A 24,935-nucleotide genomic window follows, 5' to 3' on the forward strand; every position below is an offset into this window, starting at 1 on the left:
CAATGACCGACGTCAGCACCCCGCATTACAGCATCGCAACGATGCAGGACGACTGGGATCTCATCGACGCGCTCCGCGGCGGCACGCAGGGCATGCGCCAGGCAGGCAAGCGATACCTGCCGCAGCGCAAGCTCGAGGTCGACCAGGACTACAAGTGCCGCCTTGCGGTCGCCACGCTGTTCCCGGCCTTCACCGAGACCGTGCAGTCCATGGTCGGGCGCGTGTTCGCGAAGCAAACAGTGGTCGACGAGGGCAAGACGCCGGAGTGGATTCGCAACGAAGTCCTGCCGAACATCGACCTACAGGGGCGCAACCTGCACGTGTTCTGCTACGACTGGTTCCGCGAGGCGTTCGAGTACGGCTTGTCGCACGTGCTCATCGACTCGCCGCCGGCCGAAGGCGTGCGCACGGTCGCCGATCAGAAGGCGAAGGGCGTGCGCCCGTACGCGGTCAAGATTTCGCCGCGCAACATCATCGGCTGGCGCACGAACAGCAAGGGCGAGCTCGTGCAGCTGCGCGTGCGGTTCTGCGTCGAGCGCGAGGAAGGCGAGTTCGGCGTCGGCACGGTGGAACAGGTGCGCGTCTACACGATGGCCGGCAACGGCACGGTCGTCGTGACGTACGAGAAGTCCGGCGAGAAGTGGGTCGAGCTGACGGACAGCCGCGCGACGCTTCCGCTCAAGCGCATTCCGCTCGTCACTTACTACACCGGCCGCGTCGGCTACATGCTAGCGCGTCCGCCGCTGCGCGAGCTGGCGTACCTCAACGCGAAGCACTGGGCGATGCAGTCGAGCAACGACGGGCTCGTCGACACGGCGTCGGTGCCGATCCTGTGCGTGATCGGCGTGCAGGATGGCGACGATATCGTCATCGGCGCGAAGCATGCGGTGAAGCTGCCTGTAGGCGGCGATATGAAGTACGTCGAGCATTCGGGCGCCGCGATCGGAGCCGGCCGCGAGGCGCTGCGCGAGCTGAAGGCCGAAATGCGCGAGGCCGGTGCGAAGCTCCTGCGCACGAACGACGTCGCGAAGAACGAGCTGCAGGCGGGCGAGGAAGCCGCGCGCGAGAACTCGGACCTTGGCCAGATGACGCGGGCATTCGAGGACGCGGTCGCGGACATGCTCGACCTCATCGCGGAATGGCGCGGCGAGACCGAGGGCGGCGCGGTGAAGCTGCAACCGAACCTCGACGCCGATCTCGCGCCGGTCGACAGCATGGGCATCGTCACGAACCTGCGCGATGCGGCGATCCTTTCCGACGAGACCGCGTTTAACGAGGCCAAGCGCCGCGGGCTGATCGACGAGTCTCTGACCTGGGCGGAAGAACAGGAGCGCATCGCCGCGCAGCCGCCGCCGGCCGTGGCGCCCGCGCCGGTCGTGAAGAAGCCGCCCGCGGCGGCCGCGTAAGCCATGGCCGCCGACAGCGCCGACGCCGATCGCTACACGCGCCGCGCGCTCGCGCTGCTGCGCGCCGTCAACGGCATGGAGGCCGAGAACGCGCGCGAGCTGCGATCGCTCGCCGCGGAGATCCGCGCCATCCTCGGCACGGCTGCGCTCGATGCGCTCAACCGACGCGCGCTGGCGGCGCTCGTGCGCGAGATCGCGGCCGCCGTGACCGAGTCCTACGTCGCGATGTACGAGACGCAGGCGGCGTCGCTGGTCGAGCTCGCCGAGATCGAGGCGAAGTGGGCGAGCGGGGCAGGGGCGGCGCCACGCGTTGCGAGCGCGACCGCGATCGACGAGGCGATGTCCGGCCTGCTCGTGCAGGGCGCGCCGCTGCGCGACCAGTGGGTGCGGCAGGGCGAGGAACTGGCCTGGCGCATGGCGAGCGCGGTGCGGACGGCCGCGACCACGCCGCAGCCCGCGCAGGCGGCCGCGAAGGCCATCGTGGGCAACCCGCGCACGCTGCGCGGGGGGCTGATCGAGAAGGCGCGCAACGACGCCGCAGCGCTGATCGACACGGCCGCGCACACGGCCGCCTACGCGGGCCGGCTCGCCACGTTCGCGGCGTCCGGCGTCAACGCGCTCGAGTGGTTCTCGATCCTCGACAGCCGGACGACCATCGGCTGCGCGGTGCGCGCTGGCAAGCTCTACACGCTCGATTTCGAGCCGATGGGGCACACGATCCCGATCGAGCGCCCGCCGCCGCGGCACTGGCGCTGCCGGTCGATCCTGCTGCCGCACAAGTACCCGGACGGCCCGCCGCCCGATGGCGGCCCGCAGCGCGACAGCTTCGCGACGTGGCTCGCGAAGCAGCCGAAGGCGACGCAGGACGAGCTGCTCGGGCGCGGTCGCGCGGATCTCTGGCGCGGCGGCAAGATCACGCTGTCGGACCTCATCGGCCAGCGCGGGCAGACGCTCACGCTGGCGGAGTTGCGCGAGCGCGGCTAGCGGTAGTTCGTATTGCGCCAGACTGCAAGCCACATCGCCAGCAGGTCGCGATCGACATAGTGCTTTTCCGGGAATGCAGCCAAGAGCGAATCTGCAAGACCTTCGATCTCGGCGTCGTCTCCGCTGCGCATGATCGTATCGACTTGCTTCGCGGGAATTTTCACCACGCTCTGTCCTTGCCACTGTGCGTCGACGTCTTGCCCTTCGCGCAAGTAGAAGCTCGCCTCGCCGGCACTGTAGTTGCTGTTCTTCAACGGGAACATGTGACCTCCGCAGCATTCGGCGCAATTGCCGAGCCGAAGGATAGTCCCGCGCGTTGACTACGCGCAGTAGCTTGTCAACACCCATGGGAGACACAGTGCCGCTCACAAAGCCGCGGCAGTGCAGACGCGCGCGCGGGTTCCGGCCGGAATGGCCACGCAAACGGCGGATGCCGAGAGGGTTTCCATGAAGCTCAAGCTGGACGACAAGGGTAATGCGGTGCTGCAGGACGGGAAGCCGGTGTACGTCCACGAGGACGGCTCCGAACATCCGTTCGACGCGGCCGCAACGGTCGAGACGATCAAGGCGCGCAACGCGGAAGCCAAGGCGAACCGGCAACGGTACGAGGCGGCGGAAGCGAAGCTCAAGGCGTTCGAGGGCATCGAGCCCGAGGCCGCCCGCACTGCGATCGAGACCGTCAAGAACTACGACTCGTCGAAGTCGAAGGACGCCGCCGAGTTCGAGCGTCGCCTCAGCGAGAGCAACAAGACCTGGCAGGAAAAGCTGGACGCGGCGAACAAGGCTGCGACCGAGGCGAGCCGCAAGCTCGACGAGAAGATCGTCGGCGACGCGTTCCTCCGGTCGAAGTTCATCGCGGACAAGCTCGCCGTGCCGGCGGACATGGTGCAGGCCACGTTCGGACGCAACTTCAAGGTCGAGAACGGCCAGCTCGTCGCGATCGATGCCAATGGCAATCCGATCATGTCGAAGGCCAACCCCGGCACGAATGCAACGTTCGACGAAGCCTGCGAAATCCTCGTGAACGGCTATGCGCACAAGGACTCGATCCTCAAGGCCACCAACGGCGGCGGCAGCGGGACTCCCGCGGGCGGCGGCAGCGGTGGCGGCGGGGGCGGCAAGACCCTGACGCGCGCGCAGTTCGATGCACTCGATCCGAAGGCGAGGGCGGATCACTTCGCCGGCGGCGGAAAGATCACCGATTGATCCAAGGCAGCCGGCACCAGTCGGCGTCAACGTCCATCTGAAACTGAGGTCCACGAGTCATGGCAAACACGCTGACTGGCATCATCCCGACCCTGTACGAGGCGATGAACGTCGTCTCGCGCGAAATGGTCGGCTTCATTCCCGCCGTGCGTTCGGACAGCAACGCCGAGCGCGCAGCGGTCAACCAGGCCGTGCGCGTTCCGCTCGGTGTCGCCGGCGCGCTCGAGGACATCACGCCCGGCGTCAACCCGGCCGATTCTGGCGACACGACCGTCGGCTACGTCGACGTCACCATCACGAAGTCCAAGGCGGCGCCGGTTCGCTGGAACGGCGAAGAAGAGCGCGGCGTCGGCGCGACGGGAACCTACAACCGCGTGCTCGCCGACCAGTTCGCCGACGCGATGCGCAAGCTCGTGAACGCGGTGGAAGTCGACCTCGCCGCGTGTGCCAAGGTGGGCGCTTCGCGCGCGTACGGCACCGCGGGCACCGCGCCGTTCGGGACCGCCGGCGACCTGTCCGACTTCGCCGGCGTGCTCAAGATCCTCGAGGACAACGGCGCGCCGAAGTCCGACCTGCAGCTCGCGCTCGGCTCGGCCGCGATGATGAACCTGCGCGGCAAACAGTCCGTGCTGTTCAAGGTCAACGAGGCCGGGTCCAATGACATGCTGCGCAACGGCATGACCGACCGCGTGCAGGGCTTCGCGCTGCGCAACTCGGCCGGCATCACTCTGCACACCAAGGGTACCGGCGCCAGCTACGTGACCTCGGGCTCGACCGCCGCGGGCGTGACGGACATCGCGCTCGTCACCGGCACGGGCACCGTACTTGCCGGCGACGTCGTGACCTTCGCCGCGGATTCGGCGAACAAGTACGTCGTGGGCACCGGTGTCGCGGCTCCTGGCACGATCTCGCTGAACAAGCCCGGCGCGCTCGTGACGATTCCGACGGGCAACGCGCTGACGATCGGCAACAGCTACACGCCGAACGTCGGATTCGCGCGTTCCGCGATCATCCTCGCCGCGCGTGCTCCGGCCGTTCCGACCGGCGGTGACTCGGCCGACGATGCCACCACGATCACGGACCCGATCACGGGCCTGACGTTCGAGGTGCGCGTGTACCGCCAGTACCGCCAGGTGAAGTACGAAGTCTGCCTCGCCTGGGGCTGCAAGGCCATCAAGCCCGAGCACATCGCGCTGCTCATCGGCTGACGCATCACCTGCGCGCCTGCGGGAGACCCGGGCGCGCAGTTTCCAAAGGGCAACGGAGCACGATCATGGCGAAGAACACCAAGGCGCACGACGACAAGATCGAGGACGGGAACGCGCAGCCGGAGCAGGCCGTGCACGACGACGTCGATCTCGTCGCGATGTTCAAGGACGGCACGACGCTGCACGTCCATCCGACGACCGTCGAGGCGCACGAGCGCGTCGGCTGGAAGCGCGTGGGCTAACCCCATGACACTCATCGTCGAAGATGGTACCGGGCTCCCGAACGCCGAGACGTACGTCTCGGTGGCGGACGCCGACGCGTACCACCTGGCGATGAGCAACGCCGCGTGGGCCGCTGCGCCCACGCCCGCAAAGGAAGGCGCCCTTCGCCGCGCCGCGCAGTACATCGACTCGTTCTACCGCTTCCGCGGCAATCGCCTGTCCGAGATCGCCGTGCCCGCGCCGGCAGAGCAGCAGGCGCTGCAGTGGCCGCGCGACATCGTCGACGCATGGCCGATCCGCGAACTTGTCGCCGCGACCTGCGAGCTGGCGTTGCGCGCGCTCTCGGGCGCGCTGTTCGCCGACCAGTCCGGCGGCGATGTCGTGAGCGAGACGGTCGGCCCGATCAGCGTGACGTACAGCAGCAGCGGCCTTGGCGGCCAGACGCGCTACGCGGTGGCCGATGCGCTGCTCGCGCCGTTCACCGCCGGCGGCGCGCGCAGTAGCCTGCGCATCGAGCGTGCGTCGTGACGGCCTTCTACGACCGCGCCGCCGCGACGGCCCTGCGCATGCTGACGAAGTACGGCAAGGGCGTGCGCGTCACGAGCACGAACATGGCCGGCGCCGTCACCGCGCGCGAGGGCAAGGCGGTGCTCGTGTCCGTCGTGAAGCACGACCTCGGCAACTCCGGTATCTCGATCGGTGACCACAAGCTGCTCGTGGAAGCATCGCTCGCCCCGAAGCCGGGCGACCGCATCCTCGACCTGGCCGACGGCGCCTCGCGCGTGATCGTCGATCCCGTCAACCCGATCAAGCCGGCCGACACGCTCATCGCGTTCGAGTGCTACGCGAGGCTCGGATGAGCGTGCGCATCGACATCGATTCGGCTGCCGCGCAGCGCCAGTACGACGCGCTGCGTCAGCTCGCCGAGAATCCTCAGCGGCCGCTCGAGCTCGCGCGCGACGTGCTGGAACAGCGCGTCCGGCAGACCTTCCGCGACGAAGCCGACCCGTGGGGCAGCCCGTGGGCGCCGCATTCGCCGGTCACGACGGGCCTGCGCGCGCGCCGCGGCAACACGCGCGTGTCCCTGCTGATCGACACCGGCAAGATGTTCTCGACCATTCGCAGCGGCGTCGAGGGCAACGAAGCGTTCGTCGCGATCGGTGGCGAGGGCACGTTCCCCGAGGTGCACCAGCGCGGAAATCCCGACAACAAGGCGTGGGGCCGCGGGCGCGCGCCGATCCCGGCCCGGCCGATGTTCCCGCTGCGCGGCGACGAGGTCGAGCTGCCCGACGCATGGGCGAACGACCTGTTCGCGCCGTTCGACGAAGCGATCGCGGAGGCTCTGGCATGAACCAGCGCATCCCGCTCAAGACGATCGCCGATCACATCCGTCCGCTCGTGCCGCTCGCTGCTCGCGTGGGCACCGCGTACGACCGCGACTACATCCAGGCCGTGCAGGGCGCCCCGGCCGCTGTCGTGTGGGTAATCGGTCAGCGGCACACGCCGCGCGATGACGGCGGCGGCGGCGCGGGCTGCTACTTCCAGCGGATGAAGGTCGAAATCGCGATGCGGCTCGTGGTGCCGCGCTACCTCGACGGCGAGATCGACGCCGAGGCGCGCATGAACGCGCTGCACGACCAGGTGACGGCCGCGATGCGCAAGTACCAGCCCGGCGAAGCATGGACGCAGTTCGTGCTCGGGACGTCGCAGGACGGCCCTGCCAACGAATCCGTGTGCACGGTCGACGTGTTCTTCACGGCCGACGTGCTCTACACCGAACGACCCTGACGAGGAACAGCGCCATGGAGCCGAAGATTTTCACCGAACACCCGCGCGACGGTGGCAGCTACATCGCCAACCCCGACGGCACCTTCACGCAGCGCGAGCCGACGACCGGCGAGCGTCCGTGTCGCTGCCGGCCGGAATCGATGCAGCCCGCCGTGGCGAAAGAACCCGAGGCGATCGCGGATGCGGCGCCGGAGGCCGAGGCAGCGCCGACGCAGCGCAAGGCACGCACCCGGGTCGAGTGACCTGGGGCGCACGTAACGAACCACACGCAAGAGGGCACACACCATGGCACTGCGCTCCACCAAGGACCGCGTTGCGCTCCTCAAGATCGAATCGACGTACGGAACCGATGCGAGTCCGGGCGCAGCGCAGGCGATCCTGCTGATGAACAGCACGATCAATCCGCTCGCCGACAAGCTCGAACGTCAGACCGACCGCCCGTTCTTCGGCGGCGATCCGTTCGTACTCATCAACAAGCGCATCGAGCTCGAGGCCGAGTGCGACCTGATCGGCAACGCCACGGCTGGCACGGCCGCGCCGCTCGGCGCGCTCTACCGCGCGTGCTGCCACAGTGAAACGCTGGTGGCAGCAGAGCTGTCGGCGCCGGGCACGCTCACGCCGACGACGAACACGACCGGCGGCACGCTCGCCGCGGCGACGTACTACTACAAGCTGACCGCCATCAACGCGATCGGCGAAACCATCGCGAGCGCGGAGGCGTCGCAGGCGACGACTGGCGCGACCTCGACCGTCGGGCTGTCGTGGTCGGCGGTGGTCGGTGCGACCGGCTACAAGCTCTACCGCTCGACCTCGAGTGGCGCGGAAACGTACCTGACCACGCTCGGCGCGGTGACGTCGTACACCGACACCGGCGCGATCTCGCCGGGCACGCAGCCGCCGCCGTCCGTGAACACGACCGTGGGCGCAATCTACCGCCCGATCTCGACGAGCTTCGCCTCGGCCACGGTGTACTTCTACCAGGCCGGCGTGCTCTACAAGATGACGGGCGTCCGCGGCTACATCGACTTCGACCAGTCGATCAACAACTACTCGAAGGGCAAGGTGAAGCTCACGGGCCTGCTCACCGCGCCGACCGACGGCGAGGCACCCGGCGGCATCGATTTCTCGGCGTTCCAGACGCCGGCGGCGATCCAGACCGAGACCTGGGAGGTCATCTGCGGCGGCGTGAACGTGTGCGCCAAGGCGCTGACGCTGAACCAGAACGCGACCATCGGCCTGCAGGAATGCAGCGAGAGTCGCGAAGTGGCTGTGTCGGACCGTAAGCCGACCGGCACCCTGCGCGTGCTCAAGGATTCCGCGCTCGCAACGTGGGACCCGTTCGCGCTGGCCGACCAGCAGCAGGTCGTGACGCTGATCTCGCGCGTGACGAAGGCGTCGGGCCTGAACGTGGAGATCCCGATCCGCGCGCAGCTCGAGTACCCGAAGCCGGCCGACGTCGACGGGTTCGCGGGCTACGAGATCAATTTCACCGCCGTCCCGAGCGGAAGCGGTGGGGACGAGTACGCGCTGATCGTCCGCTGATCCTCTGGAGCCGAACGGGCTCCCTTCCTCAAGCCCCGGCAGGTCGTCGCCGGGGCTTTTCTTTGGCATACCTCGCACGGTATTTTCTGCCATACTACGCATGGCAGATCGCCGTCAACCGAGGACAGGGGTACCCCAATGCTCACGCTCAAGCGCGACATGACCTTCAAGCAGACCGTGCACGTGCAGCTTCCGACCGAGAAGCCGGACGTGTTCCGCACCGGCAGCTTCACGGCCGAGTACAAGCTGATCTCGAACGATGAGGTTCGCGCGATGGCCGACGAGAAGCTGACGGTGCAGCAGCAGCTCGACCGCGTGCTCGTCTCCGTCGACGGTGTCGGCCCGATCGAAGGCGACGAGAAGTATTCGCCGGCCGAACAGCTGCAGCTCGTGAAGGAAAACACGATCACGTCGCTGGCCGCGCTGCACGCGTTCAACAAGGCGTGCGCGAAGGACATCGTGGGAAAAACCTCGAAGGCGCCGTAACCCGCTTTCTCGGGATACGACGCGGGCCAGACCGCGAGGACGTTGCAGACCAGCTCCGGCAGTTTGGCGCACCGGCTGGCGTGTTGAAGGGGTGGGAGGCGGATGCCGACGACGACCGGGACGGCGACACGATTAGTGTGCTCGAGCCGAACTGGAACGCATTCGAGGTATGGCGAAGGTGCCGGCCCGTGATGGTATCGACGATGACCGCGGTACTCACCTCAGGAATCGAGGCAACGGAGATCGAGGCGGTATGCCGCGCTGTCGGCGTGCCGTTCGACACCGACCTGCTCGACAAGGTCCATCACGCGTCCGCCGTCGCTGACCGCCTGCGCAACACGAAGTAGGACGCCGCATGGCCGATCAATCCATCACCCTGCGACTGCGCGCCGACGGCTCCGAGCTGTCGGCCGCAGCGTCCAAGGCATCGAGCGACATCAAGTCCATCGGAGCGGCGGCGGAGAGCGCGTCGCGGCAGGCGGACCAGCTCGGCGAATCCGAGGAACAGGCGGCGGCCCGCATCCGCGACGTCGTGCGCGCATCGGGCGAAGCCAAGTCCGCGCTCGGAGGCGTGGCCGAGTCGCAGCGGTCGGTTGCAGAGCGCGGGCGAGAGGCTGCGCAGGCCGCGACGCAGCAGGCGAGCGCCTACGACAGCATCGCGACGACGCAGGCGCAGATGCGCGCGCAAGTGGACGCGCTGAACGCTGCCGAGGAACGCCAGGCGCGCGCCGCGAAGGCCGCCGGCGCCGCGGCGAAGGGCGAGGCGGGCGACCTGACCGACCTGCTCGGGCGCATCGACCCGGTCGTGAAGAAGCTCGGCGAGCTGGACGTGCTCGAGTCGCGACTGCGTGCCGCGCGCAAGGCCGGCAAGATCGGCGGCGAGGACTACGACACCTATCTCGCGAAGCTCGAACGCACGCGCAAGTCGCTTTCTGACGTCGAGGGTGGCGTTCACAAGTTCTCGCTCGCCAACGCGGGCGCGGTGCGCGAACTCGGGGTGCTCGCCGGCGAAATGTCGCGCGGCGACTTCGATCGCTTCGGCTCGTCGCTGCTCGTGCTCGCGAACCGCACGAACTCGTTGCCGGCGCTGTTCACGGGCGTCGGCGCAGCGATCGGCGGCGTGCTCGTCGTGGTCGGTCTGCTCGGCGCGGCCTACCTCAAGGGCGCCGAGGAGAGCGCGGCGCTGAATCGCGCGCTGACCTCGACCGGGAACATCGCCGGCACGACCGCCGGGCAGGTCGAGGTGATGGCGCAGCGGATCGGCGCAATCGACGGCCGCGCAGGCGAAGCGCGCGCCGCGCTGACGCAACTCATCGCGACCGGCAAGATCACCGGCGACTCGCTGGAGAACGCGGCGCGCGCCGCGAAGGCGTTCGCTGACGTGACCGGCGGCGAACTCGCCGAGGGCGTGAAGGAGATCGCGAAGCTCGCCGATGACCCGTCGAAGGGCGTGCTTGAGCTGAACGAGAAGTTCCATTTCCTGACCGCGACGGTGTTCGAGCACATCCACGCTCTGCAGCAGCAGGGCGACCAGGAGGGCGCGACCGCAGCGGCGATGAAGGCGGCAGCCGACGCGCTGGAGGATCGCCGCGCGACGATCGTCGAGAACGCGGGCTACATCGAACGCGCATGGACGTCGGCGAAGAACGCGGTGTCGGGGTTCGTCGACTCGCTGGCGTCCATCGGCCGCGACTCGACCGTCGACGAGCAGATCGCCGGGATCAAGAACGAACTGCAGGGTATCGACGAGCTGCGGGCGAAGTACGCGAAGGGCGGTTTCCTCGCGTCCATCGGCTCCGCGCTCGGTGCTACCGATCGCCTCGACACGCGGTCGGAGGGCTTGATCGCGCAGCTAAAGGCACTGGAGGACACGAAGTCGGCGACGGACGCGCTCGCGAAGTCGCAGGCCGATCAGCAGAAGGTGCAGGACGCCGGTGCGCGTGCGTATGCCGACCAGGCGAAGGCGCTGACCGACAACGCATCGAAGCAGGAGAAGCTCGCCGCGGCCGTCGCGCAGGTGCACGCGCAGTTCGAGAAGATCCGCGCGTCGGGCGTGACCGAGATCAACGGCCTTAGTCTCGTCGACGCGGAGCAAAAGCGAATTGAGCAACTGAATCAGCAGTATCGCGAGCACACGGTGGCGGCTACTACTCGCGCCAGCCTTATGCAGCGGATTTCGGAGCTGCAGGAAAAGCTCGCTACGATCGACGACAGCGCATCGAATTCGCTCGACGCGCTCACGAAGGAGACGAATCGTTATAACGCTGAACTGCGCTCAATCGGATCTACCGAAGCGCAGCTTGTGTTGGATATGCAAAAGGCAAAGCTCGGCCTCGAAGCCGAGGCTTCTGCGCACGCCGACGCAAACGCCGCGCGCGAGCGCGCCGCGCAGACGCACCAGGCGAACGCCGATGCGATCAAGCGCGAGCAGGCGGCCATCGTCTCCAAACTAGCGAGCGATGCGCGATACGAGCAGTCGTTGCTGCGCATGACCGATCGCGAGCGCGCGGTCGCCGAGGCGCAGCGCCACGCAACGGAGTATTACAAGCAGAATGAGGCGGCCTTCAAGGCGCAGGGCGTCACGCTCGAACAGCTCACGGCCCAACAGGCGAAGGCCGCCGGGGTTACGTTCGACCTTGCCGAGCAGGCGGCGAACCTCAATCAGGTGCTTTCGCAGTTCGGAGAAGTGGACCCGTTTACAAAACTGGTCGAATCCATCAAGCAGGTCGGCGAAGAGCTGACGACCGCGACAGACCCGAAGCGCGTCGAGGCCTTGCAGCGCGCGCTCGGCAACATGCGGCAGTCGATGGTTGTCGGCGTCGTGCAGACCTCGCAGGAGGCGTTGCGCGGCATCCAGTCGTTGACGGAAGAGGGCTCGCGCTCGTTCCAAGCGCTGCAGATCGCGATCGACGCGCTCACCGTCGTGCAGGGCATCGCCGCCATCGTAAACCAGGGCATGGGCGACCCGTACACGGCAATCCCGCGCATGATCGCGATGGCCGCGATGATCGCCAAGCTCGGCGTCAACATCAAAGGATTCACGGGCGGCGGCAGTAATCCGGCGCACTCCGCGGAATACCGGCAGGCTTTGCAGGGCACCGGCTCCGTGCTCGGGGATGAGAAGGCGAAGTCGGAATCGATCGCGAAGGCGACCGAGATCACGGCGAACGCGACCGAGCAGCTCGTGGGCATCAACCGCGGCATGCTCGATGCGCTGCGCTCGCTGCAGCGCGCACTCGGCGCGGCCGGCAACCAGCTCGCGCGTGGCGCGGCGAACGCCGAGTTCCCGGGTCTGCAGGACAGCACGCGCGGCCTGCTTGGCCTTGACCCGCTCGGCAGCGCGCTCACCAGCGATCCGATCGGCGGCGCCATCGGCAGCTTCCTCTGGGGCGGCTCGCAGAAGGTCATCGATCAGGGCATTCAGATCGCAGGCGGGCGCCTGACCGACATGCTGAACAGCATCGTCGTCGGCGCCTACCAGACGGTCAAGACCGACGGCGGCCTGTTCGGAAGCGACAGCACGAAGGATCAGTTCGGCGCGGTGTCCGCCGACTTCTCACGCCAGTTCCAGCTCGTGATCGGCAGCATCGTCGACACGGTGCGCGAGGGCGCCAAGGCGCTGGGCGTGCTGCCGGCGGACGTCGAGGCGGCCATCGCGGCGTACAACGTGGAGGCCACGAAGATCAGCCTCGAAGGGCTCTCTGCCGAGGATCAGCAGAAAGCGCTGGAGGCCGTGTTCTCGAAGATCTTCGACGGCCTCGCCGGCGCGGTCGTGCCGTTCATCGATCAGTTCCAGAAGGTCGGCGAGGGCTTGGGCGAAACGCTCGTGCGCGTCGCGACCGAAGTGCAGGTGACGCAGGAGGCGTTCAAGCAGCTCGGCATCGCAGTTGCCGAGACGGACCCGGAGAAGTTCGCGCAGATCGCCGACGGGCTCGTCGAGGCGACGGGCGGCATCGACGCGTTCATCAGTGGCCTCAACAGCTTTGTGTCGAAGTTCTCGTCCGACGCGCACCAGTTGGACGTCAACTCGCAGGCGCTGGTGTCGGCGTTCGGACAAGCCAACCTCACGCTGCCGCAGACGCGCGAAGGCATGCTGGCGCTCATGCAGTCGCTCGACGCGACGACCGAGCAGGGCCGCGAGCAAATCGCGACTCTGTTGCGTCTGTCCGACGTGGCCGACCAGTATTACAGCCAGCTCGATGCGTTCTCCAAGCAGCTCGGGCTATCGCAAAGCGGCGAACTCAAGCGGCAGTTGACGTCAATCCATGATTCCGCGGTGGCGCTCTCGCAGGCGCTGCAGCGCGCTGGCGCGTCCTCGGACCAGTTGCAGCGCATCGCGACCGCTGCGTTCGATCGCATGCGGGAGGCGATCGAGGCCGTGCGCTCGGCGGCTCAGGAGAGCGCGTTCGAGTTGGGCCTGACCAATGCCGGCTCGCTGGATCAGGTCAATGCAGAGGTCGACCGGCTCAAGGGCATCGCCGACGCGGCGAAGGGCTCGATGCATGGCTTCGGCTCGGCGATCGAGGACGCGGCCAATCGCGCGCGCGACGCGATCAATCTATTGCTCGGCGACAAGAGCCCGCTGAACGACCAGCGCAAGCTCGAGGTCGCGCGGCAGGGACTCGTCGCCGGCACGGTGACGCAGGACCAGTTCTTGGAGATCGCGCGCCGGCTGTACGCGACGACTTCGCAGTTCACGCGCGAGTTCGAGTTTGCGCAGCGCTACCCAGGCGCAGGACAGGCGCGATCGCCTGGCGGCGGTGGCGGCGGCTCGCCGGGCCTGACGGGCGAGCAGCAGGCGCGTCTCACGGACCTGTTGAAGCAGCAGCAGGAACTGCAGGCGCAGTCCGACCTGGTGCGCTACCGCGAACTCGCGCAGCAGTATGCGCAGCTCGCTGACGTGGACAAAAAGTCCTTCATCGACGAGTTGAAGGGCGCCGGCATCGACCTCACGAAGTTCGCGCAGGGCCTCGGGCTGCAGGGCGAGGAAGCGCTCAAGGCCTATGGCGACAACCTCAAGGCGCAGATCGAGGCGCAGGGCAATGGCGCGGCATCCATCGTGGACGCCATCCGCGAACTCGGCGATCGCATCACCGGCGTCGACACGACTCCGGTAAACGCAGGGTCGCCGATCGACAATCCCGGAACGCACGCTGGCGGGCACGACCTGCCGATCGCGCAAGATCCGCGCGGGCATGGCGGTCGCGGATTGCCGACCGTGGACGAGGGGAGCTCGCCGGCCGCCGCCAACGGCGCAGCCCTCGCGACCAAGGCTGCGAAGGCATCGCAGGACAGCGCGGACGAACTCAAGGCGATGCGCGCGCTCCTGCAGGCGTTGGTCGAGGAAGCGCGCAAGGGATCGCCTGACGTCGTCGCGGCCGTCGCCGGAACGACGGACGAGGTTCGGCAGCTCGGCAGCGCTGCCGGCGGCCGTGCGCTCGAACAGCGCATCAAGGAGCGCCGCTGATGGGCCGCGCCGTTCTCATCGCGACGATCACGACGAACCCGCAGAGCGCGGACGCGCTCACCCTGCGACCGTCGTTCCCGACGCAGCCGGTCGCAGGCGTCGCGGCGACGAACTGTGCGATCGTCGCGTCGGGCGGCACTGGCGGCTACGTCTATGCGCTCGTCAATCACCCGCCGGCGTGGATCACTGTCGACTCGACCACGGGCGCGCTGACGTTCACGGCGCCGGACACGGGCAAGTACACGATCGATGCCGAAGTTCAGGACTCGTCGTCGACGGTGGCGTACCTGCAGTTCTCGATCGAGGCGACGTCGCCGGTCGTGTTCACGGGTGGCACGCCGCCTATTGGCGAGATCGGCATCGCGTACGAGTTCGCGCTGACCGCCAGTGGCGCGACGGGGACGATGTCCTGGGCGCACAGCGCGGGCACGCTGCCGGCTGGCCTCAGCATCGCTGGCTCGGACGTCACCGGCACGCCGACGGCGCCGTACGGCATCAGCTACGCGACGATCACTGGCACCGATTCTGGAACGGGTGCGACGTGCGTCGTGCAGCTCGCGTTCGACATCCGCGACGTGCTCGACGACACGCCGCCTTCTGACCCGGTCGAGATATTCGTCAACACGCCAGTTTCAATCGACCTGTCGACGTACTGGTCCGCCGGCGTTCCTCCGTATCGGGTTGTGCCAGCAGGCACGTTTCCGACCGGGCTGCAGTTGGTGCGGAATAGGCTCGGATTCGGATGGTTGATCACGGGAACGACGCCGGCGAGCTTTTCCGGCGACGACACCGACTGGTCGATGGGCGTGGAGGTCTACGACTCGCTCGGCGCGCACGTCACGGTCGCCTGGCTGTTGATCGCTCGCGAGAATCGCAATATCGGGTTCGCACAGCTCAACGGCGTCGACGTCGGTGCGTCAGGCGCCGTGCCGCGGTACGACTTCTCTGGGCTATGCGTCGGCTCAGTGACGCGCGCTTTCGACGGATCGAAGTTCACGATCGACTTCACGCCGCAGCTCGCCGCATGCACCGTCATGGGCAACGCGACGGGATCGACCGCGGCAGCGACCGCGATCCAAGCGACGACGAACAATCGCGTGCTCGCCAGAACGAGTGGCGGCGTGCTGGCATGGACGCAGATCACGATGCCGATGATCTCGGCTTCCGGCACCGCGGGCTCAACGAACTTCCTGCGCGGCGATGGCTCGTGGGCGAGCGTCACCATGGGCACGATCTCCGCAACTGGCACGCCAAGCAGCGCGACATTTCTTCGTGGCGATGGATCGTGGAGCACGCCGACAATAAGCCTCAACGGAAACGCAGGCTCCTCCTTCACGCTCAACGGATCGTCGCAGATAACCGTTGCATTCTTCTCAGGGACATTCACGTTTTCGCACGCCACGTCAGGCGTGTCGGCAGCAACGTACGACAACCTGACATTCAACGGCACCGGCCATTGCACTGCGGCTGCGGTCCAATATTCGACGGAGATCAGCATTGCAGTTACGAACGGCAGCAGTCTAACTAACACAGCATTTTCATCGGCCGCCGCAGGTACGGACGTCGTGCGCCTTACTGGATCCGGCGGCGGAACCGCCAACATCCATGGGTTCATCAATGGCGCATCGAACGCGCGCAAAGTGATGCTTTTGAATCAGAGCAACACGACTGTGACTATCGTCAACAACTCCGGCACCGAGACTACCGCCGCGAATCGATTTGCGCTCGACGCTAACTTTGTTGTCCCGGCGGAGCGATTTGCGTTGCTATGGAAAGACGGAACCATCGGACGATGGCGCGTGCAGGTGGGATGACGTGACCTCCCGCATCTACAGCTACCTCGATCGCAACCGCGTCGGCGAGTTCCTGCTGCTCGACGATGAGGATCTGAGTTTCACCACGTCGGCGGACTGCGACTTCAACCGCAAGATCGTCGGCACGCTGCCTGCCATGTCGGGCGACTTCGCATACGAGGGCTACTTCTGGTCGACATCCCGCGATCCGCTCGTCGACCTTACCTCGTTCGGGATCACGACCGACGACAGCGCGAACCTCGCGACCTACACCGGCGGCGACCTGCGCAGCTATGGGTTGGTGTGCGCAAATGGCGAAATCCACAACAACGGAGGCGCGATCGCCGCGTTGAGCGCGACGATCGACGAACGCATTCCGGTTGGACTGCATCTGCACCTCGAGCCGTCGCTGGCGTACGTCGAATGGCTGCGCAGCGGCAGCGTCATCGCGACAACGTCGTTGCCGGTCGGAAAGGCGTGGTACCCGAGTTTCAGCATCGGCAGCTCGGCGCCCGGCGATGTGTCAGGCAAGTTCAACTTCGGGCAGTGGCGCATGGACCGCGCGCGCCAATGGCGTAACGGATGGTCGCAGCAGACCGCTGGCTTCAACGTAATCCGCATCGCCATGGTGCAGGAGGCGTTTCACACGCTTCCGACCGATACGCCTGCGAGCACGCCGTACGGACCGTTCATGGTTGGCGCCGATAAGGTGCTCGTGAAAAAGGGGCCGCGGCCGTGGCACCTTCGCGACAGCGACGGCGATGGCTCGACGTCCCTGTCCGTGCTCGTGCTCGACAACTCGACCGGCGAATTCAACTCGCTTCTTTCGGCCGACGTGCGCGACTCGACGCTCGTGCTGCAGCGCGTGCGCTCGCCCGGCGGCGTCGCCGGCTCGCTCGCGGCCGCTGTGACGATCCTGACGGGCGTGGTCGAGTCGATATCGCTCGCGCGCGGACTGATTCAGGTCGTGCTTCGCGGCACGCTCGCGCGACTCGACCGTCCGATGAAGATGCGGCGCATCCCGCCGTTCTACGATGCCGCGTCGGCAGGCTCGGTCGTCCCGTTCGGGCGCGGCGCGCAGCGCAACGTCCGACCCAAGCTGCTCAGCGAGCCCGACCGCCTGTTCCTGCTCGCTGACGCGCCGCAGACCAACATCACGCTCGCGAGCGACAGCGGCGCGCCGCTCGACCCGAATGCGCTTCCGCCTCAGTACACGCCCGCGCTCGACCATGAGGGGATCCAGTTCGAGGTCATGCCGGAAGGTCGCATTGGCGTCGACTGCTCGAGCGTGGGCGAGCAATACGACATTCCCGGAGCGTCCGACGTGCTCGCCAGCATTGGCGACTTCGCGACCTGGGCCGTCACCGCGAACACGCAGACTTCGACCCCGCCGAGCGGGTGGACGTTCTCGAACAACGCGAGCGCATGGATCATGCGCATTGCCGCCGGCGGCGGGAAGAACGTCTTGCGACTCAAGACGATCGTGCCGTGGTACCCGGAGCACCCGACCACGCCGAAGTACGGCGACTGGATCAAGGTCACGACGCCGCCGCTGCTCGCTGGCCGATCCTACCGCCTGAAAATTGGGATTCTCACGGCGCAGTCCGATCCTCCACTCGTCGGCAGCTCTCATCGCACCGGCGGCCTGATGTTGCGCACCGACCTGTCGAACGATCCGCTCGACGCGGTCAGCGCGCACGGCGTCGCCATTTCGACGAACGGGCAGGGGTCGAACGGATTCGGTTACTTCCAGACGTTCGACTTCACCGTACCAACCGGCGGCGGCTCCAAGTCGCTCTACATCATCGGCACTGCCAGCAGCGGCAGCACGGCCGGATCGGCGACTGGTATTGGCCTGATCGAGGTGCACGAAGTCAGCATCGAATTGCTCGGGCAGTTCCAGAGCCTGCCGCTCGCCGACATCCTGCCGAAGGACGCTGTGCACGACATCCTTGTCGAGATCGAGGGCGAGGATCCCGGCATCTACAGCGCGACCGACCTCGATGCACTCGCCACCGAGACGGGGCAGGCCACGCACGGCGTGAGCTTGCGCTACGAGGACACGCCCAACGTGCGCGACGTGCTGCAGGACATTGTCGACCAGTACGGCGCCATCATGTTCGAGGACGAGTTCGGGGTGATCCGCTTCAAACGGTGGCGCATGCCGGACTCGCCGCTGGCTCCGCCCCCGGTTGCGCGTTTCACGTATGCGAATGTCAATGTCGACACGCTCGCAATTGATCCTGTCGCTGCAGATGGCTTCACGACTCAGTTCTGGAGCCGTCCGAACTGCGAGCCGTTCGCCGACGGCGATTTCGTCAGCGACACAACACTCGTAACCGCGGCGATTCGCAATGCTTACACGGGCGAGGGGCAGTATCAGTTCTCGTCGACGCTCGCGCCCGCGCAGGAATACTTGAAGCGCAGCGGCAACGGCCGCCGCATGATCCGCGTCGACAACCTCGCCGCCGCTCGGCATGAGACCGACAACGTGTGCGGCCAAATGCAGGTCAAGCGCATGGCCGTGACCTTCGATGCGCTATATGACGGCGGCGGCGATTCCATCGGCGACGGCATCGCGGTCGCGCCACAGCAGCTCTACCCGGGCGACGTGGTGATCCTGCACCTGCCCGATCATGGGTTCGACGAGAAGGCCGTAACCGTCGGCGACACCGCGCTCTACGACGCCGACGGCAAGCTGCAGATCAAGGGGGTGTACTGATGTTGCTCGGATACGGCAGGCCGCAGGGCGGCACCTGGAGCGTGAACACGGCGAACGGCGCTGCGATCGTGTCGGACACCGCGCAGCTCGGCGATGGCCGCCCCGACACGCTGACCTCGTTCACATGGATCACCGGCACGCAAAACACGTCGTCGATCTTCCGCCTGCGCTACGACTGGTCGACTGCGATTGTGCCGGGGCTCGTCGGACTCATGGGCATGTCGCTTCCCGCGGGGACGAAGGTCAGCGTAGCCTTTCGCCGGCCGTCCGATACGGCGGGCACCTACCCGTATTCGCCGAGCATGGCAGCGGCGTCGCAGCGTGCGATTGCCGGCATCCACGGCGGACGCAACGCCTGGCTGCGCGTGAATACAGGCGCGTCGGCGGTGTCGGGTTGCGAGATTCAGATCTGGAACGACGTGAACGGCGTTGCGGCGATCGCGGCGGCCGCGCCCTTCACGACCGGCGAGGCCGTCATCGCGCAGGCGGCGGAAGTGCAGGTCGCGGCCGGATGGACGCTGACCTGGGGCGACCCTCCGCAGCCGAACATGAGCAGCAGCGGGCAGGGCTATTCGGCCTATGTGCCGCCGCCGCGGCGCACGTTCTCGTTTCGCTTCCCGGTCGACGATCAGAACGCCTACTTCGGCAACACGTCGGCGAGCGCGCTCGACTACGAGCAGGTGATCGCGCTGATGGATCGCGCGCAGCCGTGCGTCTACGTGCCGCGCTACCTCGACGACAGCGGCGCATTCAGCGCGCAGCTCATGCACCGCACGGCGATCATTGGTGTCGCGACGAAGGTGCCGCAGCTCGGGCAGAAGTCGGGGCCATACTTCGACGGTGGCGGCGGAGTGGTGCTCGAGTATCCGGTACCGGCGCCGGCGGTTTAGGGCTTCGTCGGGCAGAAGGTGCTGTACATATGAACGATCATGTCGTCGCCTGGCGTGCCGTCGCCTTTGACGAGTGTGACGTCATCATCGACGACGAAAAATGGCATGAAGCCAGTATATGCGCCGAACGAGTTTTTGGAGTTCGCCTCGCCGCATACAACCTTGTCGGTAGTGCCGAAGCGAATCTTGCGGAACTGCACCGAGCTTGGGTCTTTCATCAGGTCCGCGACGGCCTTCTTGGCCGCCGCGATCCGCGGCTTGTCGGTCGCGTGTGCCGCAATCGGCGCGGCCAGTAGCAGGGCGAGGGCGAGGTAACGCATGCGCGGCTCCGTTCGTCGAGGACGCCGCGGATTGTGCGACAGCGGGGCGCGCGTGCGCTATGGGCGATTTCCTACGTGGGCCTACGCGTTCCGCTCGCTCGAGCGCCAGCCCGAGCTGCGCCCGCGCGCGTAGACATAGGACTCTGGGTACTGAGGCCAGCGCGGCGCCGGCCTCGCTTTGCGTTTGCCGCCCGGCGTCGCCGGGGCCTTCTTCGTGGTCGCCTTCGTCGTGTCCATGGGCCGCATTCTCTGCGGCCCATGTCGCACCGATCGAGACTCAGACCTTGCCTTCCATCGTCGCCTCGATCTCGGTGAAGAACCCGACGATCTGGCCGCGCAGGAGCGGCGTGCGCTCGGCCGCGAACATTTCGAGCGCGATGCGTTGCAGCCATCCGCCGCAGTCGTCGATCGGGCTGCTCCGGCGCATGGCAGTGAGGTACTCGTGCGCCGCGGCCGCGCCCTGCTGGCAGCCGATGTTGTAGAGCGCGTCGTCGCGCTCGAGCTTGTCGCCGTCGGGGCAGATGCGCTGCGCCTCGATGTAGCTCTCGGACGGCGCTGGAATGTTCCAGGTGCTCGCCGGTCGCTTGCCGCGCTTGACGCGGGTGATGAACGAAAGGCTCAGGAAGGCGGGAAGTGCGGAAACGGCAGCGGCTGCGGACATGGCTGGATCCTCATGGGTCGAGAGAGTCCGCCACATCGCGACCAAGCGGGGTGACGGACGACGCAAGGTTGGTCGACCGGCATGAGGACCGGCAGGGCTTGCGCCCTCCCTGCGCCGCCCGCCGCAAAGCAGGTGCGCTGTGCGCATGACCCGCCGCAGCGATGGCGGCAGGCATGAAAAAAGCGCCGTCATCGGAGCGATGGGCGCTTGCGCGCCTCATGGTTCGGGCGACCAAGCCCGACTCCCCCTTTTGTCGGGGAGCGGAATCAGCCTGCCACAAGGCGCTATAGAAATCAAGTGGATGCGGGAAGGGCCTCCCGCGGCGCCCCGTTGGGGCGCAGGACCACACCGTGCCAGTTGCAGGCGGAGCAGCACGCACCGCGCCCGCTGCATGCTCGGCACCACTGCCAGCGATCGGCGGGCAACCGCGCAACCACGCCGACGCCGCAACCACCGCACACGCGCCCAAGCTGGTGGCGCCCATGCACCGCGCCGCAGTGCGCGCATGCCGCGTCCGGCACGCGCGACTCACGCACCGGCTCGTCGACGCTGGCCGGTGGCGTATAGCGATCGATGATGCGCTGGCGCGCTCGTTCGCTCGGGTAGAGACTCACTTCACCCTCCGCAGCGGCACCACGCTTGCCGGCTCCGTGCGGCCGGCCTCGACCGCGGCATCGATCGCGAGCACCGCCGCGCCGTACTCGGCGGCGAGCCCGATCTCGGCGAGGTAGCTGTCGAACGCGGATTGCAGATCGCGCTTGCCGACGTTGCGCTCGCGCAGCCACCGATGGAAGTTCGGGCCGTCGATCTTGCACACGATCGCGTCGAGGGCTCGCATCAGGGTCGATTCTGCGAGGGCCGGCGCGTCCATCTTCTTTTGCATGGGGCATCCCCTTTCGTTGCGGGCGAGGGTCACAACGCCGCCATCGCCGACGGCACTTCCTGAATGTGCGGGACGGCCATGTGCTGCATGCCGGCGCGCGATCTCAGGCGGCAGCTCGCAAGGCGGCGCGCATGCCCGAGTTCCCGGCCCACGATCGCCCGACAGCAGTTCGACCCACTGCGGCAGGGCGGCTCGATGGCCGGGGAGGGGAGCGTGCGGGGATGGTTTCGCATAGATTGAGACGAGCCGGCCGAGGCGGCCGACTCGCGCACTCAGGTGCAGTCGAGCGTGAACGTCACGATCGCGCCGCCGGACGAGCCGGAGCCGGCCACGCCCTGCACGAGGCAGCTGGTGAGCGCGATGGACGAGCCGTCGTTCATGGCGAACATGGCGTTGACCTGCGCGCCGCCGGTGCCCGCCTGGCTCGTAATCGGGCCGGTCGTCGTGCACTTCGACCCCGAGAAGTTGCCCATCTGGTGGAAGTCGAACGTCTCGGACCACGTCTCGCACGTGACCGTTTCGACCCGCAGGTACTCGAGCACGGTGAACTCGATGATGCGCGCCGCCGGCGGCGACTTCTCGAAGCCGGAAGCGAAGATCGTGTCGCACGAGCCCGCCGCGGCGAACGTGCCGAACAGGAGCGACAGCATGAAGGGAAGGCGACTCTTGTTCATTCGATGATTCCTCAATTGGGAAAATGGAAAATCGATGAGTTCGAGTTCGTGCTCTGGGTTCGTGTTCGAGTTGGAGTTCGTGTTCTACTTCGGCTTCGCGATCAAGCGCGAATGCTCGATCGCTCGCAATGCGTCGACGCGCTGCGCGATGCGCACCTGTGCGTCGGTGTTCTCTTTCTGCTGCGCCGGCGTGAGTCGGTCATACGCGACGTTGGAAATTCGATCGCGGTGCGCGCGCAGCGACCGCGTGAGTTCCTTGCGCAGTGTCCGCTCGGCAGCGCCGGTCTGCTCGGACGGAAGCAGGATGCGAATGCCGACGCCATTCTCGGTTTCGAGCATCATCGCGTGCTGTTTCAGCATGTGCTCGACGAGCGAAGCGCGCTCTTGCAGAACGGACAGCCGCCACGACTCCATTGCGTCGGCGCGATCGCTCAATTCCGGCTTGGGCATGCCGAGCATCGCAAAAAGTTCGCCGTACGGGATGAGATCGCCGTACGTGTACGTGCCGCTAAGGATTGCGTCCTCGACGTTTCGCCATGCGGGAAGGCGCTGGATGCTCATTGGCGCGTCTCGACGATGTCGAAGCGACCGAAGCGCGGCCGGTAGTCGCCGATCCCGCAGAAGCGACCAGCGTCGGCGATGAATCCGATCAGCGTGTCGGCATCCTTGATGACAGCGGTGTCGAAGCTCACCGTGAATGTGGCTGCCCACTGCAGGAAGATCGGTCGGCAACGGATCACGCGCGATGCCTGGTTGCGAACGCCACGCGCATCGATGAAGCGGGAATCGCCGCCGTTGTAGAGCGCCTTGATGTCGCGCGGACCGTCGTAGTCCAGGCGCACGCGATCCTCGAGCACGGACACGCCGCGCTTCACGTCGCGCCCGCCCTTCGAGAGCTTGGCGCCTTCGACAATGGCAGCCTCGATGTTCTCGGCGGGGAGGTAGGGGCCGAGCTCGTCGTCGTGGTAGAGCGCGCCGAGCCAGTCGATACGCTGGATTTCGACTTCGTCGGCATCGGTCTTTTTCTTGATTGACGTGTAGCGCGAACGCTCTTTCGTGAGCGGGTCCATCTTGTTCAAGAGCCGCAGCGAATGCATCAGCATCGGTCGCGTTCCCTTGATCATTACGGTCATCGTTGCCATTGGAATTTCTCCTGTTTGAAGTGCCGTTGTCGGCCCATGCCTTGCCTCGCCATGCCTTGCCGGGCCGCGCCTAGCCCCGCCTCGCCTAGCCTCGCTGGCGCTCTCGCACCCCACAACGCGCCGTCACCGATGCGCTGTAGGCTGTTTTCAGCCCATGCCGTGCCTCGCCTGGCCATGCCATGCCCGGCCTTGCCACGCCCTGCCGCAAAATCGAAATCAGCCGCAAGCGACTCGATCGAACTCGATCATCGCCGCGTTGAAGTGGTCCGCGTCGCCGTCATCGAACGCCCACGCGCCGACGATGTCCGCGCCGTTGCCGGGGACGATGAAGATGCCGTGCGGGTTGCCGTGCTCGGCCTGCACCATGAGCGTGGATTGCTCGGCGGCCAAGAGCAGATCGATCGCGCGCGCGTTCGTCGTGAAGGGGACGACGTCGACGCCGTTGAAGATCGACAGCGGCGCGAAGCCGCGCGCGCTCAGATGTGCGAGCAGCGCGGTGAGTGCGATGTGCTCGATGTCGACAGGCGTCGGTGCGTTGTTCGGTTTGACGATCGTGAGCTTCGCGCGCACCGTGCGCGGCCGCTGCTTCGTCGCCGGTTGCTTGCTGTCGAGTTCGCGAACTACCGCATGCATGACTTGCTCTCCGTGCACCGCCTATCGGTGCGTGGAAAGCAATCTACTGTGCAAGGTAGATGTATGTCAACTACTCATGATAGGTAGTCAAGCGTACAGTGCGTCGCGGGTACAGGGCGGGGTAGGCGGCATCTATTCGGGCTCTTTCGCCTGCGAAATCAACAGGTTGCGCCTAGGTAATGGCGGAGAGAGTGGGATTCGAACCCACGGTGGTATCGCTACCACGCCGGTTTTCAAGACCGGTGCCTTAAACCGCTCGGCCATCTCTCCGCTGTTCGAAACGTCGTTCGCTTCGTTGCTGCCGGCGACGCCGGTTTTACTCGGGACATCCTGTCCCGCGCCCTGCGGGCCAGCGGCTGCGCCGCTGTTGGCTCCGGCATCCTGCCTTCGCGCTCAAGACCGGTGCCTTAAACCGCTCGGCCATCTCTCCGCTGTTCGAAACGTCGTTCGCTTCGTTGCTGCCGGCGACGCCGGTTTTACTCGGGACATCCTGTCCCTCGCCCTGCGGGCCAGCGGCTGAGCCGCTGTTGGCTACGGCATCCTGCCTTCGCGCTCAAGACCGGTGCCTTAAACCGCTCGGCCATCTCTCCGCTGCTCGAAACGTCGTTCGCTTCGTTGCTGCCGGCGACGCCGGTTTTACTCGGGACATCCTGTCCCTCGCCCTGCGGGCCAGCGGCTGAGCCGCTGTTGGCTCCGGCATCCTGCCTTCGCGCTCAAGACCGGTGCCTTAAACCGCTCGGCCATCTCTCCGCTGTTCGAAACGTCGTTCGCTTCGTTGCTGCCGGCGACGCCGGTTTTACTCGGGACATCCTGTCCCTCGCCCTGCGGGCCAGGCGCTGCGCCGCTGTTGGCTCGGCACCCTGCCGGCCTTCGTTCCCGGATGTAATCGTTTCCCTATCGCAACGCTG

The 24,935-nt window shown here is 66.7% G+C and carries 25 protein-coding genes and 1 tRNA gene; 17 read left to right on the forward strand and 9 right to left on the reverse strand.

What is annotated here, in order from left to right:
• Positions 1-2: 2 nt before the first annotated feature.
• Both FHW12_RS01695 and FHW12_RS01700 read left to right on the forward strand, forming a co-directional pair.
• Complete coding sequence (locus FHW12_RS01695; protein ID WP_182529256.1) at positions 3-1,406, forward strand: DUF4055 domain-containing protein; 1,404 nt, start codon at positions 3-5, stop codon at positions 1,404-1,406.
• Positions 1,407-1,409: 3 nt separating this feature from the next.
• Positions 1,410-2,390, forward strand: coding sequence for a hypothetical protein (locus FHW12_RS01700; protein WP_182529257.1), 981 nt, complete (start codon positions 1,410-1,412; stop codon positions 2,388-2,390).
• On the opposite strand, the gene FHW12_RS01705 is transcribed toward FHW12_RS01700, so the two are convergent.
• On the reverse strand, positions 2,387-2,653 hold the full coding sequence (locus FHW12_RS01705; protein ID WP_182529258.1) for a hypothetical protein: 267 nt from the start codon (positions 2,651-2,653) through the stop codon (positions 2,387-2,389). The two genes, FHW12_RS01700 and FHW12_RS01705, sit on opposite strands and share 4 nt — an antisense overlap.
• A 184-nt stretch (positions 2,654-2,837) precedes the next feature.
• Here FHW12_RS01705 and FHW12_RS01710 point away from each other — a divergent pair, with 184 nt between their 5' ends.
• From FHW12_RS01710 to FHW12_RS01780, 15 genes are all read left to right on the forward strand, one after another.
• Positions 2,838-3,596: a DUF6651 domain-containing protein gene (locus tag FHW12_RS01710; protein ID WP_182529259.1), complete on the forward strand. Its 759-nt coding sequence runs from the start codon at positions 2,838-2,840 to the stop codon at positions 3,594-3,596.
• A 59-nt stretch (positions 3,597-3,655) separates the two neighbouring features.
• Positions 3,656-4,804, forward strand: a complete 1,149-nt coding sequence (locus FHW12_RS01715) for a P22 phage major capsid protein family protein (protein WP_182529260.1) — start codon at positions 3,656-3,658, stop codon at positions 4,802-4,804.
• A 65-nt stretch (positions 4,805-4,869) separates the two neighbouring features.
• Positions 4,870-5,046, forward strand: a complete 177-nt coding sequence (locus FHW12_RS01720) for a hypothetical protein (RefSeq protein WP_182529261.1) — start codon at positions 4,870-4,872, stop codon at positions 5,044-5,046.
• Positions 5,047-5,050: 4 nt separating this feature from the next.
• Positions 5,051-5,554 (forward strand): DnaT-like ssDNA-binding protein, encoded by a 504-nt coding sequence (locus tag FHW12_RS01725; protein ID WP_182529262.1) that lies wholly within the window; start codon positions 5,051-5,053, stop codon positions 5,552-5,554.
• A complete protein-coding gene (locus FHW12_RS01730) occupies positions 5,551-5,886 on the forward strand; it encodes a hypothetical protein (protein ID WP_182529263.1) in 336 nt (111 codons plus the stop codon). The genes FHW12_RS01725 and FHW12_RS01730 overlap by 4 nt, the downstream gene beginning before the upstream one ends.
• Complete coding sequence (locus tag FHW12_RS01735) at positions 5,883-6,377, forward strand: phage virion morphogenesis protein (RefSeq protein WP_182529264.1); 495 nt, start codon at positions 5,883-5,885, stop codon at positions 6,375-6,377. The genes FHW12_RS01730 and FHW12_RS01735 overlap by 4 nt, the downstream gene beginning before the upstream one ends.
• A complete protein-coding gene (locus FHW12_RS01740) occupies positions 6,374-6,814 on the forward strand; it encodes a phage tail terminator protein (protein ID WP_182529265.1) in 441 nt (146 codons plus the stop codon). Before FHW12_RS01735 ends, FHW12_RS01740 begins: the two co-directional genes overlap by 4 nt.
• Positions 6,815-6,828: 14 nt before the next feature.
• Positions 6,829-7,056, forward strand: a complete 228-nt coding sequence (locus tag FHW12_RS01745) for a hypothetical protein (protein ID WP_182529266.1) — start codon at positions 6,829-6,831, stop codon at positions 7,054-7,056.
• A gap of 43 nt (positions 7,057-7,099) precedes the next feature.
• Positions 7,100-8,356 (forward strand): hypothetical protein, encoded by a 1,257-nt coding sequence (locus FHW12_RS01750; protein WP_182529267.1) that lies wholly within the window; start codon positions 7,100-7,102, stop codon positions 8,354-8,356.
• Positions 8,357-8,494: 138 nt separating this feature from the next.
• Entirely contained in the window at positions 8,495-8,842 is a 348-nt protein-coding gene (locus tag FHW12_RS01755; RefSeq protein ID WP_182529268.1) for a hypothetical protein, read from the forward strand.
• A 203-nt stretch (positions 8,843-9,045) separates the two neighbouring features.
• Positions 9,046-9,189, forward strand: a complete 144-nt coding sequence (locus FHW12_RS01760; protein ID WP_182529269.1) for a hypothetical protein — start codon at positions 9,046-9,048, stop codon at positions 9,187-9,189.
• Positions 9,190-9,197: 8 nt separating this feature from the next.
• On the forward strand, positions 9,198-14,309 hold the full coding sequence (locus FHW12_RS01765; protein WP_182529270.1) for a phage tail length tape measure family protein: 5,112 nt from the start codon (positions 9,198-9,200) through the stop codon (positions 14,307-14,309).
• Positions 14,309-16,123 (forward strand): hypothetical protein, encoded by a 1,815-nt coding sequence (locus FHW12_RS01770; protein ID WP_182529271.1) that lies wholly within the window; start codon positions 14,309-14,311, stop codon positions 16,121-16,123. The genes FHW12_RS01765 and FHW12_RS01770 overlap by 1 nt, the downstream gene beginning before the upstream one ends.
• Before the next feature lies 1 nt (position 16,124).
• Positions 16,125-18,824: a hypothetical protein gene (locus FHW12_RS01775; protein WP_182529272.1), complete on the forward strand. Its 2,700-nt coding sequence runs from the start codon at positions 16,125-16,127 to the stop codon at positions 18,822-18,824.
• Positions 18,824-19,714: a hypothetical protein gene (locus FHW12_RS01780; RefSeq protein ID WP_182529273.1), complete on the forward strand. Its 891-nt coding sequence runs from the start codon at positions 18,824-18,826 to the stop codon at positions 19,712-19,714. Before FHW12_RS01775 ends, FHW12_RS01780 begins: the two co-directional genes overlap by 1 nt.
• Here FHW12_RS01780 and FHW12_RS01785 read toward each other — a convergent pair.
• The 8 genes from FHW12_RS01785 to FHW12_RS01820 form a co-directional block, all read right to left on the reverse strand.
• Entirely contained in the window at positions 19,711-20,034 is a 324-nt protein-coding gene (locus FHW12_RS01785) for a hypothetical protein (RefSeq protein ID WP_182529274.1), read from the reverse strand. The genes FHW12_RS01780 and FHW12_RS01785 overlap by 4 nt on opposite strands.
• A 277-nt stretch (positions 20,035-20,311) precedes the next feature.
• Positions 20,312-20,695, reverse strand: coding sequence for a hypothetical protein (locus FHW12_RS01790; protein WP_182529275.1), 384 nt, complete (start codon positions 20,693-20,695; stop codon positions 20,312-20,314).
• A gap of 610 nt (positions 20,696-21,305) precedes the next feature.
• Positions 21,306-21,611 (reverse strand): hypothetical protein, encoded by a 306-nt coding sequence (locus FHW12_RS01795; RefSeq protein ID WP_182529276.1) that lies wholly within the window; start codon positions 21,609-21,611, stop codon positions 21,306-21,308.
• A gap of 239 nt (positions 21,612-21,850) precedes the next feature.
• Positions 21,851-22,252: a hypothetical protein gene (locus tag FHW12_RS01800; protein ID WP_182529277.1), complete on the reverse strand. Its 402-nt coding sequence runs from the start codon at positions 22,250-22,252 to the stop codon at positions 21,851-21,853.
• Between the two features lie 84 nt (positions 22,253-22,336).
• Positions 22,337-22,813: a hypothetical protein gene (locus FHW12_RS01805; RefSeq protein WP_182529278.1), complete on the reverse strand. Its 477-nt coding sequence runs from the start codon at positions 22,811-22,813 to the stop codon at positions 22,337-22,339.
• The gene (locus tag FHW12_RS01810) at positions 22,810-23,394 is read right to left on the reverse strand and encodes a hypothetical protein (protein ID WP_182529279.1); all 585 of its coding nucleotides are present in this window, start codon (positions 23,392-23,394) and stop codon (positions 22,810-22,812) included. The genes FHW12_RS01805 and FHW12_RS01810 overlap by 4 nt, the downstream gene beginning before the upstream one ends.
• A 216-nt stretch (positions 23,395-23,610) precedes the next feature.
• On the reverse strand, positions 23,611-24,027 hold the full coding sequence (locus FHW12_RS01815) for a hypothetical protein (protein ID WP_182529280.1): 417 nt from the start codon (positions 24,025-24,027) through the stop codon (positions 23,611-23,613).
• Positions 24,028-24,207: 180 nt separating this feature from the next.
• A tRNA-Ser gene (locus tag FHW12_RS01820) sits at positions 24,208-24,297 on the reverse strand.
• Positions 24,298-24,935 lie beyond the last annotated feature (638 nt).

The organism is Dokdonella fugitiva (assembly GCF_014138265.1).
Classification (GTDB): Bacteria; Pseudomonadota; Gammaproteobacteria; order Xanthomonadales; family Rhodanobacteraceae; genus Dokdonella_A; species Dokdonella_A fugitiva_A.

What these genes read in the sequence shown, in the direction of transcription:
- FHW12_RS01785 (WP_182529274.1), bottom strand. Translation starts at nt 20,034, where the DNA reads ATGCGTTACCTCGCCCTCGCCCTGCTACTGGCCGCGCCGATTGCGGCA.
- FHW12_RS01805 (WP_182529278.1), bottom strand. Translation starts at nt 22,813, where the DNA reads ATGAGCATCCAGCGCCTTCCCGCATGGCGAAACGTCGAGGACGCAATC.
- FHW12_RS01700 (WP_182529257.1), top strand. Translation starts at nt 1,410, where the DNA reads ATGGCCGCCGACAGCGCCGACGCCGATCGCTACACGCGCCGCGCGCTC.
- FHW12_RS01800 (WP_182529277.1), bottom strand. Translation starts at nt 22,252, where the DNA reads ATGAACAAGAGTCGCCTTCCCTTCATGCTGTCGCTCCTGTTCGGCACG.
- FHW12_RS01740 (WP_182529265.1), top strand. Translation starts at nt 6,374, where the DNA reads ATGAACCAGCGCATCCCGCTCAAGACGATCGCCGATCACATCCGTCCG.
- FHW12_RS01725 (WP_182529262.1), top strand. Translation starts at nt 5,051, where the DNA reads ATGACACTCATCGTCGAAGATGGTACCGGGCTCCCGAACGCCGAGACG.
- FHW12_RS01715 (WP_182529260.1), top strand. Translation starts at nt 3,656, where the DNA reads ATGGCAAACACGCTGACTGGCATCATCCCGACCCTGTACGAGGCGATG.
- FHW12_RS01790 (WP_182529275.1), bottom strand. Translation starts at nt 20,695, where the DNA reads ATGTCCGCAGCCGCTGCCGTTTCCGCACTTCCCGCCTTCCTGAGCCTT.
- FHW12_RS01710 (WP_182529259.1), top strand. Translation starts at nt 2,838, where the DNA reads ATGAAGCTCAAGCTGGACGACAAGGGTAATGCGGTGCTGCAGGACGGG.
- FHW12_RS01750 (WP_182529267.1), top strand. Translation starts at nt 7,100, where the DNA reads ATGGCACTGCGCTCCACCAAGGACCGCGTTGCGCTCCTCAAGATCGAA.
- FHW12_RS01770 (WP_182529271.1), top strand. Translation starts at nt 14,309, where the DNA reads ATGGGCCGCGCCGTTCTCATCGCGACGATCACGACGAACCCGCAGAGC.
- FHW12_RS01815 (WP_182529280.1), bottom strand. Translation starts at nt 24,027, where the DNA reads ATGCATGCGGTAGTTCGCGAACTCGACAGCAAGCAACCGGCGACGAAG.
- FHW12_RS01765 (WP_182529270.1), top strand. Translation starts at nt 9,198, where the DNA reads ATGGCCGATCAATCCATCACCCTGCGACTGCGCGCCGACGGCTCCGAG.
- FHW12_RS01760 (WP_182529269.1), top strand. Translation starts at nt 9,046, where the DNA reads ATGACCGCGGTACTCACCTCAGGAATCGAGGCAACGGAGATCGAGGCG.
- FHW12_RS01735 (WP_182529264.1), top strand. Translation starts at nt 5,883, where the DNA reads ATGAGCGTGCGCATCGACATCGATTCGGCTGCCGCGCAGCGCCAGTAC.
- FHW12_RS01755 (WP_182529268.1), top strand. Translation starts at nt 8,495, where the DNA reads ATGCTCACGCTCAAGCGCGACATGACCTTCAAGCAGACCGTGCACGTG.
- FHW12_RS01705 (WP_182529258.1), bottom strand. Translation starts at nt 2,653, where the DNA reads ATGTTCCCGTTGAAGAACAGCAACTACAGTGCCGGCGAGGCGAGCTTC.
- FHW12_RS01720 (WP_182529261.1), top strand. Translation starts at nt 4,870, where the DNA reads ATGGCGAAGAACACCAAGGCGCACGACGACAAGATCGAGGACGGGAAC.
- FHW12_RS01780 (WP_182529273.1), top strand. Translation starts at nt 18,824, where the DNA reads ATGTTGCTCGGATACGGCAGGCCGCAGGGCGGCACCTGGAGCGTGAAC.
- FHW12_RS01695 (WP_182529256.1), top strand. Translation starts at nt 3, where the DNA reads ATGACCGACGTCAGCACCCCGCATTACAGCATCGCAACGATGCAGGAC.
- FHW12_RS01745 (WP_182529266.1), top strand. Translation starts at nt 6,829, where the DNA reads ATGGAGCCGAAGATTTTCACCGAACACCCGCGCGACGGTGGCAGCTAC.
- FHW12_RS01810 (WP_182529279.1), bottom strand. Translation starts at nt 23,394, where the DNA reads ATGGCAACGATGACCGTAATGATCAAGGGAACGCGACCGATGCTGATG.